Source organism: Leifsonia sp. Root227 (assembly GCF_001428745.1).
In the GTDB taxonomy this organism is placed as follows: domain Bacteria; phylum Actinomycetota; class Actinomycetes; order Actinomycetales; family Microbacteriaceae; genus Leifsonia.
On record NZ_LMIO01000001.1, the window covers coordinates 865,639 to 878,565 of the forward strand.

The window sequence follows — 12,927 nt, forward strand, 5'->3', positions numbered from 1 at the left end:
TGTCGGCCCCTTTTCAAACCCCGAGTCAGGGCGACAACCCGAATATCGCCCTGACTCGCCCCCAAAACACTCGCCCGCTTACCCTAGTCGGCGAGTGATTGGCGGTGTGACTCACGAGGAGAGACACCTAGCACTGTCTATAGTGCCGATGATCCCAAGAGATAAAAAGTCGTCATTTTGGAGGACATGGGGGACAATCCGCCCCACGCGGCCCTCCGCCCCCGCGAAAAGCGGCTTGTCCCGCACTCGGGGGCCGCTGATCGTGGGGTACAGCCGGTCAGCCGGTGAACGAGCGCCATGCTCCGACCCCGGGAGTGAGCGGTGTGCGCAGGGAGCGCTGGCTCCGTGCCCAGGCGTCAGGGCCGGTCTCGGGGCGCGCATCCCGTGCGGCAGCTTCTGCCTCGGCCATGGCGGCCGTCAGCACGGCGGTCACCGCGGCGACCTCCTCCGGCGTCACGCCGCGCGTGACGATCCGGATGTTCTCGGCGTCAGAACTCACAGCGGGATGTTCCCGTGCTTCTTCGGCGGCATCGACGCGCGCTTGGTGCGCAGCGCCCTCAGTGCTTTGATCACGGACACACGCGTCGCGGCGGGCTCGATCACGCCGTCGAGCTCCCCGCGCTCCGCGGCGAGGAACGGGCTGGCGACGTTGTATGTGTACTCGTTGGCGAGCTTCGTGCGGACGGCGGCGACGTCCTCGCCGGCCTCCTCCGCGCGCTTGATCTCGCCGCGGTACAGGATGTTCACGGCGCCCTGCCCGCCCATGACGGCGATCTCGGCTGTCGGCCATGCCAGGTTGATGTCCGCCCCGAGCTGCTTGGAGCCCATGACGATGTATGCGCCGCCGTACGCCTTGCGGGTGATGATCGTCACCAGCGGAACGGTGGCCTCCGCGTACGCGTAGAGCAGCTTGGCACCGCGGCGGATCACGCCGGTCCACTCCTGGTCGGTGCCCGGAAGGTAACCGGGCACATCCACCAGCGTGAGGATCGGGATGCTGAACGCGTCGCAGAAGCGCACGAACCTGGACGCCTTCTCGCCGGCGTCGATGTTGAGGGTTCCCGCCATGGCACTCGGCTGGTTGGCCACGATGCCGACGGAGCGGCCCTCGACCCTGGCGAAGCCGATGACGATGTTCGGGGCGAACAGTGGCTGGATCTCGAGGAACTCACCGTCGTCGACGACGCCCTCGATGATCGACTTCACGTCGTACGGCTGGTTGGGCGAGTCGGGGATGATCGTGTTGAGCTTGCGGTCGGCGTCCGTCAGCTCCAGCTCCGGCTCCGCACCGAACACCGGCAGCTCCGCCAGGTTGTTCTGCGGCAGGTAGCTGAGCAGGGTGCGTGCGTAGTCGAGGGCATCCTCTTCGTCGCTCGCCAGGTAGTGCGAGACGCCGGAGATCTTGTTGTGGGTGAGCGCGCCGCCGAGCTCCTCGAAGCCGACGTCCTCACCGGTGACCGTCTTGATCACGTCTGGGCCCGTCACGAACATGTGGCTCGACTTGTCGACCATGATGACGAAGTCGGTCAGCGCCGGGGAGTACACGGCGCCGCCTGCTGCCGGCCCCATGACGATCGAGATCTGCGGGATGACACCGGACGCGGCCGTGTTGCGGCGGAAGATCTCGCCGTACTTGCCGAGCGCGACGACACCCTCCTGGATGCGCGCGCCGCCGGAGTCGAGGATGCCGATCATCGGAACGCCGGTCTTGAGCGCGTGATCCATCACCTTGATGATCTTCTCGCCCGCGACCTCGCCGAGCGAGCCGCCGAAGATGGTGAAGTCCTGGCTGAACACGGCGACGTTGCGCCCGTGGATCGTGCCGACGCCGGTGACGACCGCGTCGCCGTACGGCCGCTTGTTCTCCATGCCGAAGGCGTGCGTGCGGTGGCGGACGAACTCGTCGAACTCCACGAACGAGCCCTGGTCGAGCAGCAGGTCGATGCGCTCGCGCGCTGTGAGCTTGCCTTTGGCGTGCTGCTTCTCGATGGCCGACTGGCCGCTCGCCGTCACGGCCTCGTGGAAGCGCTCCTTGAGGTCGGCGAGCTTGCCTGCTGTGGTGTGGAGATCGGCAGTCTGTCCAGGTTCTGTGTCGGTCACGCCGTTCACTCTACCTGCCAGCAGTTAGCCGGTGCCGTTGAGGAATCCCTACAAATTCCTCACCCGTCGCTGGCAGACTGGAGCAATGGAGCTCCGCCGCAGTCGCGCAATCGTCCCCGTGATCGACTTCCTCGCCGAGGCGGGATCGACCAACGACGTCGTCGTCGCTCGCGCGGCAGAGCTGCCGGACCTCGCGGTCGTCGTCACCGACAACCAGACGGGAGGCCGGGGGCGCCTCGGCCGGGTGTGGGTGTCGCCTCCCGGCACGGCCATCGCGGTCTCGGTGCTGGTCAAGCCCTCCGGCCTGCCCGTCCCGTCGTACGGCTGGTTTCCGCTGATCGCCGGGCTCGCGATGAGCAGAGCGCTGAACCCGCTGGTGCCGGGCGAGGTCGAGGTCAAGTGGCCGAACGACGTGCTGATCGACGGGGACAAGGTCTGCGGTATCCTCACCGAGCTCCTGCCCGATCTCTCCGGTCTGGTCATCGGCTCCGGTGTCAACCTGACCCAGACGCGCGATGAGCTGCCGACGGAGACCTCCACCTCGCTGCTGGTGGCCGGAGCACAGGACATCGATGTGGATGCGGTGCTCTCCTCCTACCTCACCCATCTCACCACCCTCTACCGCGAGTTCCAGACAGCAGGGGGCGATCCCGTGACGAGCGCCATCCGCGACGAGGTGGCTGAGGCCTGCCACACCATCGGCCGGAGCGTCCGCGTGCTGCTGCCAGCGGGGGACGACCTGCTCGGAACGGCCATCGGCATCGACGAGGACGGACGCCTGCTCGTCGAGTCGGATGCCGGGATCACGGCTGTCGCGGCGGGCGACGTCACGCACCTGAGGTATTAATTGACCATGAGCAACACGCCCAACGATTCAGGAGCGCAGGCCGCGCCTCCCGAGCGCATCGTGGCGCGTCTGCGCTCCAACGCGAGAGCCATGTTCTGGCCGAGCATCGTCCTGATCGCCGCGTGCGGCGCCCTCGGCTACTTCGCGGGGCGGTTCGACGAGGTGTGGGAGATCGTCCTGCTGTGGTCGGCCGCGGCCGCCGTCATCCTGCTGCTGTTCCTGCTTCCGCTCGCCTCGTGGCTGAGCAGGAGGTACACCATCACGACCAGGCGGATCATCCTGCGTCACGGGTTCTTCGTGCGGGTGCGCCAGGAACTGCTGCACAGCCGCGGCTACGACGTCACCGTCAAGCGAAACTGGCTGCAGAGTGCGTTCCGGTCGGGGGATGTGCGCATCAACTCCGGGCTGGAGCGCCCCGTCGTGCTCAAGGACGTCCCGAAGGCCGACACTGTGCAGCGGGCGCTGAACGACCTGATGGAGCACGCGCAGACCGTCGTCGCCGTGCGGCGTCAGCAGTCGGAGTCAGTCTCGGACGAGACCACCGTCTGGGGCTCCAGGTAGCGTCGCCGCCGGCAGGGATGCGGACGTGAGCACGGACTCCGTCGTCGCCCGCGCTGCGGTGGTGCGATCGCCGCGGTGCGGGGAGAACACCCACCAGCGGTAGAACGCGAACCGGAACACCGTGCCGAGCGCGAGGCCGACCACGTTGTTGGCGATGTTGTCGGACAGGCGGCTGTCGAAGCCGAGCACGAAGCGCGACACGTAGACGCAGAGCACGGGGATGACGAGGCCGCAGATGCTCACGATGAGGAACTCGACGCCCTCGCGTGCGACGTTCGCTCTGCGCTCCTTCGCGAACGCCCAGTACCGGTTGCCGACGTAGTTCGTGGCGATGGCCACGGCGTTGGCGATCACGGTCGCGATCAGGGCGCCCCAGTGCGAGGCGGACATCGGCGTGAGCAGCAAGGCGTTGAACACCGCGAGGTTGACGAGAACGCCGACGGCGCCGACGGCGCCGAATTTCGCCAGCTGCGGCAGGAGCCGCGACTGCCGGCTTTCCGGCTGTTTCTCGATCGTCATACGTCCTACCCGATGTGCGCGAAGATAGATGAGGGCGCTCGCGAGCATACGCGCGAACGATATCCCCAATCTGAGAGTTGCCCCCGTCCACCCTGAAGAGTATCGAGGAGAACATCCGATGGCCAAGAACACGGTCGGCGTGATCGGCGGAGGGCAGCTCGCTCGCATGATGGTCCCGCCCGCTGTCGAGCTCGGAATCGACATCCGCGTCCTCGAGGAGGCGGAGGGCATGAGCGCCGAGATCGCAGCGACCGGCGTCGGAGACTACCGCGACCTCGACACCGTCCTGGCCTTCGCCGAGACCGTGGATGTGGTCACCTTCGACCACGAGCACGTCCCGCCTGCGATCCTCCGCGAGCTGGTGTCGCGTGGCATCGAGGTGCATCCTGGGCCGGACGCCCTGCTCTACGCGCAGGACAAGCTGCAGATGCGCGCCAAGCTCAGCGAGCTCGGGCTTCCCGTGCCGGACTGGGCGGCTGTCGAGTCCGCCGACGAGCTCGGCGCGTTCCTCGACGACCACGGCGGCCGTGCTGTGGTCAAGACGGCGCGCGGCGGCTACGACGGCAAGGGCGTCCGCGTCGTCACGGAGGCCGCAGGGGCGGACGACTGGTTCCTCGCGCTCGCCGAGGACGGCAGGGGAGGCGCGCTGCTCGTCGAGGAGCTGGTCTCGTTCAGCAGGGAGCTGGCGCAGCTCGTCGCCCGCAGGCCGTTCGGCGAGATGGCCGTCTGGCCGGTGGTGGAGACCGTGCAGCGCGACGGCGTCTGCGCCGAGGTCATCGCGCCCGCTCCTGGTTCCACGGGTCGTGCGGCAGAGCTCGCAGCGGACATCGCCAGGACGATCGCAGACGGGCTCGGCGTGACCGGCGTGCTCGCCGTGGAGCTGTTCGAGACGACGGACGGCCGCATCCTGGTCAACGAGCTCGCGATGCGCCCGCACAACAGCGGGCACTGGTCCATCGAGGGCGCGGTGACCAGCCAGTTCGAGCAGCACCTGCGCGCGGTGCTCGACCTTCCGCTCGGGTCGACGGCGACGAGGGACGACTGGTCGGTGATGATCAACATCCTGGGCGGCCCTGCTGAGGGCTCGCTGCAGGACAGATACCCTGCCGCGCTCGCCGCGCATCCCGAGGCCAAGTTCCACGGCTACGGGAAAGACCCGCGCCCCGGCCGCAAGGTCGGCCACGTCACCGTCGGCGGAGACGACCTCGACGACGTCGTGTACCAGGCACGGGCCGCAGCCGCCTTCTTCACCGACTGACGCCGCGCGGGGCGTGCCGTCCCAGTCGCCGGGCGGAGCGCATCTAGCATGGTGGTCATGCCCGCAGCCTCCACCAGCCCGCTCGTCTCCGTGGTGATGGGGTCGGACTCCGATTGGTCGGTGATGCAGGATGCGTCACGGCTGCTCGCCGAGTTCGGCGTCGACCACGAGGTCGAGGTCGTCTCCGCACACCGCACCCCGGAGAAGATGATCGACTTCGGCAAGCGCGCCGCCTCCCGCGGCGTGAAGGTGATCATCGCCGGCGCTGGTGGCGCCGCCCACCTGCCGGGGATGCTCGCGGCGGTCACGACGTTGCCCGTCGTCGGCGTCCCCGTCCCGCTCGCCAGGCTCGACGGCCTGGACTCGCTGCTCTCGATCGTGCAGATGCCCGCTGGCGTCCCCGTGGCGACCGTCTCGATCGGGGGAGCGCGGAACGCCGGGCTCCTCGCCGTGAAGATCCTCGCCACCTCCGACGGCGCGCTGCAGACGGCCCTGGAGACGTTCGCCGCCGACCTCGAGGCCAGCGTCGAAGAGAAGAACCGGGCCCTCCAAGCAAAGCTATGAGCATCGCGACCCCACTGCGACACCCGGATGTGTCGTCCGCTCCGATCATGACGAAGCGGGCGTGGTGGCTCGTCGGCCTGAACGTGCTTCTGCCGGGCTCCGCCCAGATCGTCGCCGGCAGCAAGAAGCTCGGCCGTGTCGGCATCGTCGCCACGCTGCTGCTCTGGCTGCTGGCGATCGTCACGCTCGTCGTCTACCTGATCTCCCCATCGTCGATCTACACGCTGTTCACACAGACCGGCGGCCTGCTGGTGCTGCAGATCCTCCTGGTCGCGTACGCGGTGCTGTGGATCGTTCTCACCCTGGACACGCTGCGCCTGGTGCGGCTCGTCAAGGCGAAGCCGAACGCACGCGGCTGGATCGCGGCGTTCTCCGTGATCGTGCTGGTCGGGCTCACCTGCACGGCGGGGTACGCCTCTGTCGTCGCAGGGTCGGCGCGCGGCGCCCTCGGCAACATCTTCTCGGCAGGCCCGTCGCAGCCGCCCGTCGACGGCCGGTACAACATCATGCTTCTCGGCGGCGACGCCGGCCCTGATCGCGACGGCCTGCGCCCGGACAGCATGTCCGTGGTCAGCATCGACGCGAACACCGGTCAGGCGGTCACGATCGGTCTCCCGCGCGACCTCGACCCTGTTCCGTTCTCCGCGAAGTCGCCGCTGCGCACCATCTATCCAGACGGCTACGGCTACGAGGACCGCTGCGACGTTGACGTCTGCCAGCTCAACTCGATCTACACGGAGGTCGAGCTCTACAAGCCGGAGCTGTATCCGAACGCGAAGAAGAACCACAGTGAGCCGGGCATCGAGGCGATGCGGGATGCGCTGGAGGGCGCGACCGGCCTGACCATCCAGTACTACGTGCTGATCGACATGCAGGGCTTCTCCGATCTGGTCGACGCGCTCGGCGGCGTCGACATCAACGTGACGGAGCGCGTCCCGATCGGCGGCGACGAGAACCTCAACGGCGTCGCGGAGTGGATCGAGCCCGGGATGCACCACATGGACGGCTATCACGCCCAGTGGTACGCCAGGGCGCGGCACGGGTCGACCGACTACGACCGCATGGCCAGGCAGCGTCAGCTCCAGGATGCGATCCTCAAGCAGGTGAACCCCGTCAACGTCGTGAGCAAGTTCCAGGAAATCGCCTCGGCGGGGGCCCAGGTGATGAAGACCGACATCCCGCAGTCGATGCTCGGCTACTTCGTCGACCTCGGCATGAAGACCAAGTCCCTCCCGGTGAAGCAGCTCGAGCTGGTGCCCCCGACGATCGACCCTGAACACCCCGACTACGCGCAGATTCACGGTCTCGTGACGCAGGCTCTCGCCCCTACCACTCCGACGCCGTCTGGCAAATAGGAGCCCGCACGCTCTCAGGCGACCCCTAAACAGGTCACAGTAACCCCAGAGGCGCAACGGGTAGCGTGTCACGCCTATGTCGAGTACTGGTGTGAATGTGACGAAAAAGACGAGCGAACGACTGGCTTCCCTCGACGGCCTTCGAGGGGCGGCGGCGCTGATCGTGCTGCTGCATCACGCCATGTACACGAACCCGAACTTCCCTGGCACCCCCGGCTCCGGAGTGGCCCCGACCGGCTCGCCGATGTGGTGGATCAGCTACACGCCGCTGAAGCTGTTCACGGCGGGCTGGGAGTCCGTGATCGTCTTCTTCGTCCTCTCCGGTCTGGTCGTCACCCTGCCGGTGGTCCGCAAGCGCGGCTTCGACTGGATCGCATACTTCCCCCGCCGCGCCGTGCGGCTGATGGTGCCGGTGATGGCCTCCGTGCTGCTTGCAGCAGGTTTCGTGGCCGCCATCCCGCAGATCACCACCCAGCCCAAGGGCACCTGGCTCAGCGACTCGTCGACGCCCAACTTCAGCTGGGAGTACATCGTCAAGGCGTGGGATCTGCTCGGCGGAGACGGCCAGATCAACAACCCGCTCTGGTCGCTGCGCTGGGAGCTGATCTTCTCGCTCGCGCTCCCTGTCTTCGCCATCGCCGCGATCGCGGTGCGCCGCTGGTGGCTGGGCGGCCTGGCCGCCGCCGTGCTGCTGACCTGGCTCGGCGTCCGCACGGACGCCGGCGCGCTGTCCTACCTGCCTGCGTTCTTCGTCGGGGCGGTCATCGCCGTCCGTCTGGACTCGGTGCGGATCTTCGCCGAGCGGATGAACGCCCGTCGCATCCGGCACCTCGCCTGGGCCGGGATGACGATCGGAAGCGGTGCGCTGATGATCGCGCCGTGGCTCTTCGGCCCTGGCGTCGCCGACCTGCCGGAGTTCGTCGCCGTGCTCAAGGGCCTGATGCCGCTGGCCGCGGCCGGGCTCGTGGTGGCGGCAATAGGCTGGAAGCCGTTGCGCGCCCTGTTCGAGTCCCGCGCTCTGCAGTTCGCGGGGACCATCTCGTTCAGCCTGTACCTGGTGCATGTGCCGATCCTGATCTTCAGCACGTACCTGTTCGCCGGACAGGCCTGGTATGTGCCGCTGCTGTTCGCGATCCCCGTTGCGATGCTGGTGGCGGTCGGCTTCACCTGGCTGATCGAGAAGCGCAGCCACGGCTGGTCGCGCGCGGTCGGCGCCTGGGCATCCGGACGCTACAGCGCCTGGTTCGGGCCGGAGGAAGCGTCGACGCAGGAGAAGGCGTCGACGCAGGAGAAGGCGTCGACGCAGGAGAAGGCGTCCGAGACAGGCTCCGCCCGCAAGGCCGCAGTGGAGTCAGGCACGCGGGTCGGGCGCTAGTTCGCGCGGCTCCGCCTGGGCAGGGGCGGCCTTCGCATCGTCTCCGCCACGGGTGGCGAAGGCGTGGGCGACGACTGCTCCGGTGAGCTTCGACAGGGTGTGCGATCGCTTCTCGACCAGCCAGTAGAACCCGGCAGCCACGGCGATGGCGGTCGCCACCGCGAGCACAGCGACGACGGGGAGTGAGAGCGTCGGGAAGAGGTAGTAGAACGTGATGATGATCGGCACGTGCACCAGGTAAAGGCTGAACGAGACCGTGCCGGCCCAGCGCAGCGGCCCGACCGACAGCAGCCAGGCCAGCGGTCCCCATTCCAGGCAGCAGATCAGGATGATGAGCGCCGCGATGGGCTGGAAGCCCGCGAGGAACATGGCGGGGATGGGGGTCAGCGCCGGGAACAGCCAGGTGCCGATCAGCAGCATCGACGCCGCCACGAGGACGACCGCCCAGACCAGATGCCCTATCCGCCACGACGAGATGGTCTCGCCCAGCGTGCGGATGCGGGGGAACATCGCTGCCGCGAGGGTGCCGACGAAGAACGCGGGCAGGTACCGGAAGCTCTGCGCTTGCGAGTCGATTCCGAAGAAGGTGGAGACGACGACCAGCGCCAGGATGAGCGGCCAGAACCGCTTGAGCGCCACCGCGAGCCCGACGAACAGCGCCAGCGCCATCGAGAACGCCATCTCCCAGAAGATGGACCACAGCGGGTTGTTGAGCGACACATCCGTCATCAGGGGGTCGATGTTGACGAGGAACCGCTCGATGCTCAGGGGATGCACGCTCGTCGAGGCGACCCACGCGCTGGTCCCGAACCGCGGGATCTGCGGCACGAGGAGCGCGAGCGCCGCCGCGAACACGAGAGAGCAGAGCACGGGCAGCCCGATACGCACCACGCGTCGAGGGAAGTACGCCATCCAGTCGAACTCCCGCGGACGGAGCACGGGCAGACTCAGCACGAACCCGCTGAGCACGAAGAAGATGATGACCGCCTCCGGCCCAGCCGTCAGGAGCTTCAGCGGCGAGTGGCTGAACCACCAGGTGAGCGAGCCCTCCGCGGGAAGGTCCCCTCCCATGTAGGTGGCCGCGAACGGCTGGTACAGCAGGCTCACGTGGTGCGCGACCACGATCAGCGCGGCGACACCGCGGAGACCGTCGAGGGACGTGAGGCGACGGGGGGAGGAAGACATGACCGGGACAGGATAGCAATCCGCGGCTGAGCGGGCTCTCGGAGCGCGCCGTGGGCGAGGACAGGTCGCCGACTACAGGTCGGCGTGCAGCTGCCAGACCCGCTCGGCGGAGTCGCGCCAGCTGAACGCGCGGGCGCGGTCTGCGGCGAGGATGCCGAGTCTCGTGCGCAGTTCGTCGTCGTTCAGCACCCGGCCGATGGCGCCGGCGAGCCGCTCGGAGTATGCGGGGTCGTCAGGGGTCTCCGGCCGCTCGACCACGAGACCCGCGCCGGCGGCGACCTCCACGAGAGCCGGATCGTCGGAGTGGATGACCGGCAGCCCGAACTTGAACGCCTCGACGATCGGCAGGCCGAAGCCCTCCGCGAGGCTCGGGAAGACGAAGACCGTCGCACGGTCGAGGGCGACGGCGAGGTCGGCGTCGTCGAGGTGGCCGAGAGCGCGCACCCTGTCCTCCGGCAGCCCGGCAGCAGCGGCGACGCCGGTGGCCGACCCGTCGCCGAACCTGTCCGGCCCGGCGATGATGAGCGGGATGTCCTGAGCATCCGGCAGGGCGACCGCCCGGATGAGCGGCGCGATGCCCTTGCGCGGCATGATCGAGCCGAGGGTGAGGGCGTACCGCTCCGGCAGGCCCAGTCGCTCGGCGCGCTCGTCCGCATCCGCGGGGAGCCGCAGGGTCGTGGCAGGTGCGCCGCCGATGACGCGCACCCTGTCGCCGAAGTCGATGAACTCGCCGAGCTGGTCGGCGATGGCGTGCGTCGGGACGACGATGGCGTCCGCGTGCTTTCGCGCGCGCTTGGCCATAGCCTTGTGCCAGAGGGCGTTCGCGGAGCCGAGCGACTCCGGATGCAGCCACGGAAGCACGTCGTGGATGGTCACGGCGATCTGGTCGCCGTCGTTCACCCTGTCGTGCTTGCGCAGGGGAGCCAGCAGGCTGGGCGCGTGCACCATTCCGGACACCCCACCGAGCTTGAGGCCGGACTGCCACGCCATGACGAGCTCGCGCCTGCCCATCGGCAGCTTCGTGATCGCTGCGATGCCCGGCAGGCGCATCCGGAGGTCGTCGATGACCTCGTCGGGGACGTTCGGGACGATGCCCTCCACCTGGCAGCCGGAGGGCGCCGTGGCGATGAGCTGCCTGGTCAGTTCCTCGGTGTATCTGCGCGCCCCGCCAGGAGCGTCGCCGATGAGCTCATCAACGACCACTCTCAGGGTTGTCATGCTGCTCCAGAACTCCGTGTCGCGCTGCGTCCGCCAGTGCTTCATCCCATGCGCGCATGGGCTCGAGGCCGGCAGCGCGCCACGCCTCGTGACCGAGCACCGAGTACGAGGGCCGAGGTGCGGGGCGGACGAACGCGGAGCTGTCGGTCGGTGTGACCCTATCAGGGTTCAAACCGGCCTCGCTGAACACCGCCTTCGCGAATCCGTACCAGCTCGTCTGGCCAGCGTTCGTGCCGTGATAGACGCCGGCAGGCGCTTCGGCGTCGAGCAGCGCGACGATCTGCGCCGCGAGGTCGACGGTCCACGTCGGCTGGCCGAGCTGGTCCTCCACGACGCTCACGGTCTCGTGGCTGCCTGCTAGTTTCACCATCGTCTTGGCGAAGTTCGCTCCGCCTGCTCCGTAGAGCCAGGCGGTGCGAACGACGTACGTCCCGTCGGGATGCGCGGCGAGCGCCAGCTCCTCGCCTGCGGCCTTCGTGCGGCCGTAGGCGTTGATCGGGTCGCGTTGGGCGTCCTCGGCGTACGGCGCGGTGCCGTTGCCGTCGAACACGTAGTCGGTGGAGACGGTGACGAGCTTGGCGCCGTGCTGCTTCGCGGCGATGGCGAGGTTCTGCGGGCCCGTCGCGTTGATCGCGTACGCCTCGTCTTCGTGCGTCTCGGCGTTGTCCACGTTGGTGTACGCGGCCGCGTTGATGACCACGTCGTGGCCAGCGACGGCGGCGAGCACCGCATCCAGGTCGGCCACGTCGAGGTCGGCACGACGCAGCGCGGTGACCTCACGGTCGGCGAGAGCCAGCTGCAGGTCGAGGCCGAGCTGGCCTGCTGCTCCCGTGATGAGGTAGCGCGTCATCAGTTGTCCAGCGCGGCGCGGGCCTTGAGCGGCTCCCACCAGCTGCGGTTGTCGCGGTACCACTGCACCACGTCGGCGAGACCCTGCTGGAACGGTACCTGCGGCTCGTAGCCGAGCTCGGCGCGGATCTTGGAGATGTCGACCGAATACCGCAGGTCGTGCCCGAGGCGGTCGGCGACGCGGTCGACGTACGACCAGTCCTTGCCGGTCGCATCCAGCAGAAGCTGGGTGAGCTCCTTGTTGGTGAGCTCTGTCCCTCCGCCGATGTTGTAGATCTCGCCGGCGCGGCCGTTCACGAGCACCATCGCGATGCCGCGCGTGTGGTCGTCGACGTGCAGCCAGTCGCGGATGTTGTTGCCCTCGCCGTACAGCGGGACGTGCTTGTCGTCGATCAGGTTGGTGACGAACAGCGGGATGACCTTCTCGGGGAAGTGGTACGGCCCGTAGTTGTTCGAGCAGCGCGTGATCGAGACGTTGAGTCCGTGCGTGCGGTAGTAGCTGCGGGCGAGCAGGTCGCTGCCGGCCTTCGACGCCGAGTACGGCGAGTTCGGCTCGAGCGGGCGCTCCTCGTCCCACGAGCCATCGGCGATGGAGCCGTAGACCTCGTCGGTGGAGACGTGGACGAAGCGCTTGACGTCGTTGCGGAGCGCGGCGTCGAGGAGCTGCTGGGTTCCGAGCACGTTGGTCTCGACGAAGATGGATGCGTCGCGCACCGAGCGGTCGACGTGCGACTCCGCGGCGAAGTGCACCACGGCGTCGATGTCCGGGAACAGCTCGTCGAGCAGGCCGCCGTTGCGGATGTCGCCCTTGATGAAGGTGTAGCGGGGAGAGTCTGCGACCGGCGCCAGGTTCTCGAGGTTGCCGGAGTACGTCAGTGCGTCGAGCACCACGACCTCAGCGCCTTCGAGCCCGGGGTATGCGTCCTGCAGCGTGCGCCGGACGAAGTTGGAGCCGATGAAACCGGCGCCGCCGGTGACGAGAATTTTCATGGAAGTTACGACCTGCCTCACGGATTCTGGACTGCCGCAGAGATTCTACCGGGTCGCTTCCTGAGAGCCTTCATCGATAGGTATCGCGGATATTGCACGACTGCAC

General features: G+C 68.0%; 13 protein-coding genes. 6 read left to right on the forward strand and 7 right to left on the reverse strand.

The window, feature by feature from the left end; genetic code table 11:
- Positions 1–277 precede the first annotated feature (277 nt).
- Together ASE16_RS03980 and ASE16_RS03985 are read right to left on the reverse strand one after the other, a co-directional pair.
- Positions 278–499, reverse strand: a complete 222-nt coding sequence (locus ASE16_RS03980; RefSeq protein ID WP_055890749.1) for an acyl-CoA carboxylase epsilon subunit — start codon at positions 497–499, stop codon at positions 278–280.
- A complete protein-coding gene (locus ASE16_RS03985; RefSeq protein ID WP_402854281.1) occupies positions 496–2,109 on the reverse strand; it encodes an acyl-CoA carboxylase subunit beta in 1,614 nt (537 codons plus the stop codon). Before ASE16_RS03985 ends, ASE16_RS03980 begins: the two co-directional genes overlap by 4 nt.
- A gap of 76 nt (positions 2,110–2,185) precedes the next feature.
- Here ASE16_RS03985 and ASE16_RS03990 point away from each other — a divergent pair, with 76 nt between their 5' ends.
- Both ASE16_RS03990 and ASE16_RS03995 read left to right on the forward strand, forming a co-directional pair.
- A complete protein-coding gene (locus ASE16_RS03990) occupies positions 2,186–2,947 on the forward strand; it encodes a biotin--[acetyl-CoA-carboxylase] ligase (protein WP_055890750.1) in 762 nt (253 codons plus the stop codon).
- Positions 2,948–2,953: 6 nt separating this feature from the next.
- Positions 2,954–3,508: a PH domain-containing protein gene (locus ASE16_RS03995; RefSeq protein WP_235500335.1), complete on the forward strand. Its 555-nt coding sequence runs from the start codon at positions 2,954–2,956 to the stop codon at positions 3,506–3,508.
- Here ASE16_RS03995 and ASE16_RS04000 read toward each other — a convergent pair.
- Positions 3,470–4,027, reverse strand: coding sequence for a GtrA family protein (locus ASE16_RS04000; protein ID WP_082581217.1), 558 nt, complete (start codon positions 4,025–4,027; stop codon positions 3,470–3,472). The two genes, ASE16_RS03995 and ASE16_RS04000, sit on opposite strands and share 39 nt — an antisense overlap.
- Before the next feature lie 118 nt (positions 4,028–4,145).
- Here ASE16_RS04000 and ASE16_RS04005 point away from each other — a divergent pair, with 118 nt between their 5' ends.
- The 4 genes from ASE16_RS04005 (at position 4,146) to ASE16_RS04020 (ending at position 8,579) form a co-directional block, all read left to right on the forward strand.
- Positions 4,146–5,285, forward strand: coding sequence for a 5-(carboxyamino)imidazole ribonucleotide synthase (locus ASE16_RS04005; protein ID WP_055890753.1), 1,140 nt, complete (start codon positions 4,146–4,148; stop codon positions 5,283–5,285).
- Between the two features lie 48 nt (positions 5,286–5,333).
- A complete protein-coding gene (purE, locus tag ASE16_RS04010; RefSeq protein ID WP_402854291.1) occupies positions 5,334–5,849 on the forward strand; it encodes a 5-(carboxyamino)imidazole ribonucleotide mutase in 516 nt (171 codons plus the stop codon).
- Positions 5,846–7,204, forward strand: coding sequence for an LCP family protein (locus ASE16_RS04015; protein WP_055890755.1), 1,359 nt, complete (start codon positions 5,846–5,848; stop codon positions 7,202–7,204). Before purE ends, ASE16_RS04015 begins: the two co-directional genes overlap by 4 nt.
- A 91-nt stretch (positions 7,205–7,295) precedes the next feature.
- Entirely contained in the window at positions 7,296–8,579 is a 1,284-nt protein-coding gene (locus ASE16_RS04020; RefSeq protein WP_235500336.1) for an acyltransferase family protein, read from the forward strand.
- Here the strand turns inward: ASE16_RS04020 and ASE16_RS04025 are convergent.
- The 4 genes from ASE16_RS04025 to rfbB form a co-directional block, all read right to left on the reverse strand.
- Positions 8,556–9,764 (reverse strand): acyltransferase family protein, encoded by a 1,209-nt coding sequence (locus ASE16_RS04025; RefSeq protein ID WP_055890759.1) that lies wholly within the window; start codon positions 9,762–9,764, stop codon positions 8,556–8,558. The genes ASE16_RS04020 and ASE16_RS04025 overlap by 24 nt on opposite strands.
- Positions 9,765–9,836: 72 nt before the next feature.
- Positions 9,837–10,982, reverse strand: coding sequence for a glycosyltransferase family 4 protein (locus tag ASE16_RS04030; protein ID WP_055890763.1), 1,146 nt, complete (start codon positions 10,980–10,982; stop codon positions 9,837–9,839).
- Entirely contained in the window at positions 10,957–11,832 is an 876-nt protein-coding gene (gene rfbD / locus ASE16_RS04035; RefSeq protein WP_055890768.1) for a dTDP-4-dehydrorhamnose reductase, read from the reverse strand. Before rfbD ends, ASE16_RS04030 begins: the two co-directional genes overlap by 26 nt.
- Positions 11,832–12,821 carry a dTDP-glucose 4,6-dehydratase gene (gene rfbB / locus ASE16_RS04040; RefSeq protein ID WP_055890771.1) on the reverse strand — a complete coding sequence of 330 codons (990 nt, stop codon included), beginning with the start codon at positions 12,819–12,821 and terminating at the stop codon, positions 11,832–11,834. Before rfbB ends, rfbD begins: the two co-directional genes overlap by 1 nt.
- Between the last annotated feature and the right edge of the window lie 106 nt (positions 12,822–12,927).

What these genes read in the sequence shown, in the direction of transcription:
- ASE16_RS03990 (WP_055890750.1), top strand. Translation starts at nt 2,186, where the DNA reads ATGGAGCTCCGCCGCAGTCGCGCAATCGTCCCCGTGATCGACTTCCTC.
- ASE16_RS03995 (WP_235500335.1), top strand. Translation starts at nt 2,954, where the DNA reads ATGAGCAACACGCCCAACGATTCAGGAGCGCAGGCCGCGCCTCCCGAG.
- ASE16_RS04015 (WP_055890755.1), top strand. Translation starts at nt 5,846, where the DNA reads ATGAGCATCGCGACCCCACTGCGACACCCGGATGTGTCGTCCGCTCCG.
- purE (WP_402854291.1), top strand. Translation starts at nt 5,334, where the DNA reads ATGGTGGTCATGCCCGCAGCCTCCACCAGCCCGCTCGTCTCCGTGGTG.
- ASE16_RS04005 (WP_055890753.1), top strand. Translation starts at nt 4,146, where the DNA reads ATGGCCAAGAACACGGTCGGCGTGATCGGCGGAGGGCAGCTCGCTCGC.
- rfbD (WP_055890768.1), bottom strand. Translation starts at nt 11,832, where the DNA reads ATGACGCGCTACCTCATCACGGGAGCAGCAGGCCAGCTCGGCCTCGAC.
- ASE16_RS04030 (WP_055890763.1), bottom strand. Translation starts at nt 10,982, where the DNA reads ATGACAACCCTGAGAGTGGTCGTTGATGAGCTCATCGGCGACGCTCCT.
- rfbB (WP_055890771.1), bottom strand. Translation starts at nt 12,821, where the DNA reads ATGAAAATTCTCGTCACCGGCGGCGCCGGTTTCATCGGCTCCAACTTC.
- ASE16_RS04025 (WP_055890759.1), bottom strand. Translation starts at nt 9,764, where the DNA reads ATGTCTTCCTCCCCCCGTCGCCTCACGTCCCTCGACGGTCTCCGCGGT.
- ASE16_RS04000 (WP_082581217.1), bottom strand. Translation starts at nt 4,027, where the DNA reads ATGACGATCGAGAAACAGCCGGAAAGCCGGCAGTCGCGGCTCCTGCCG.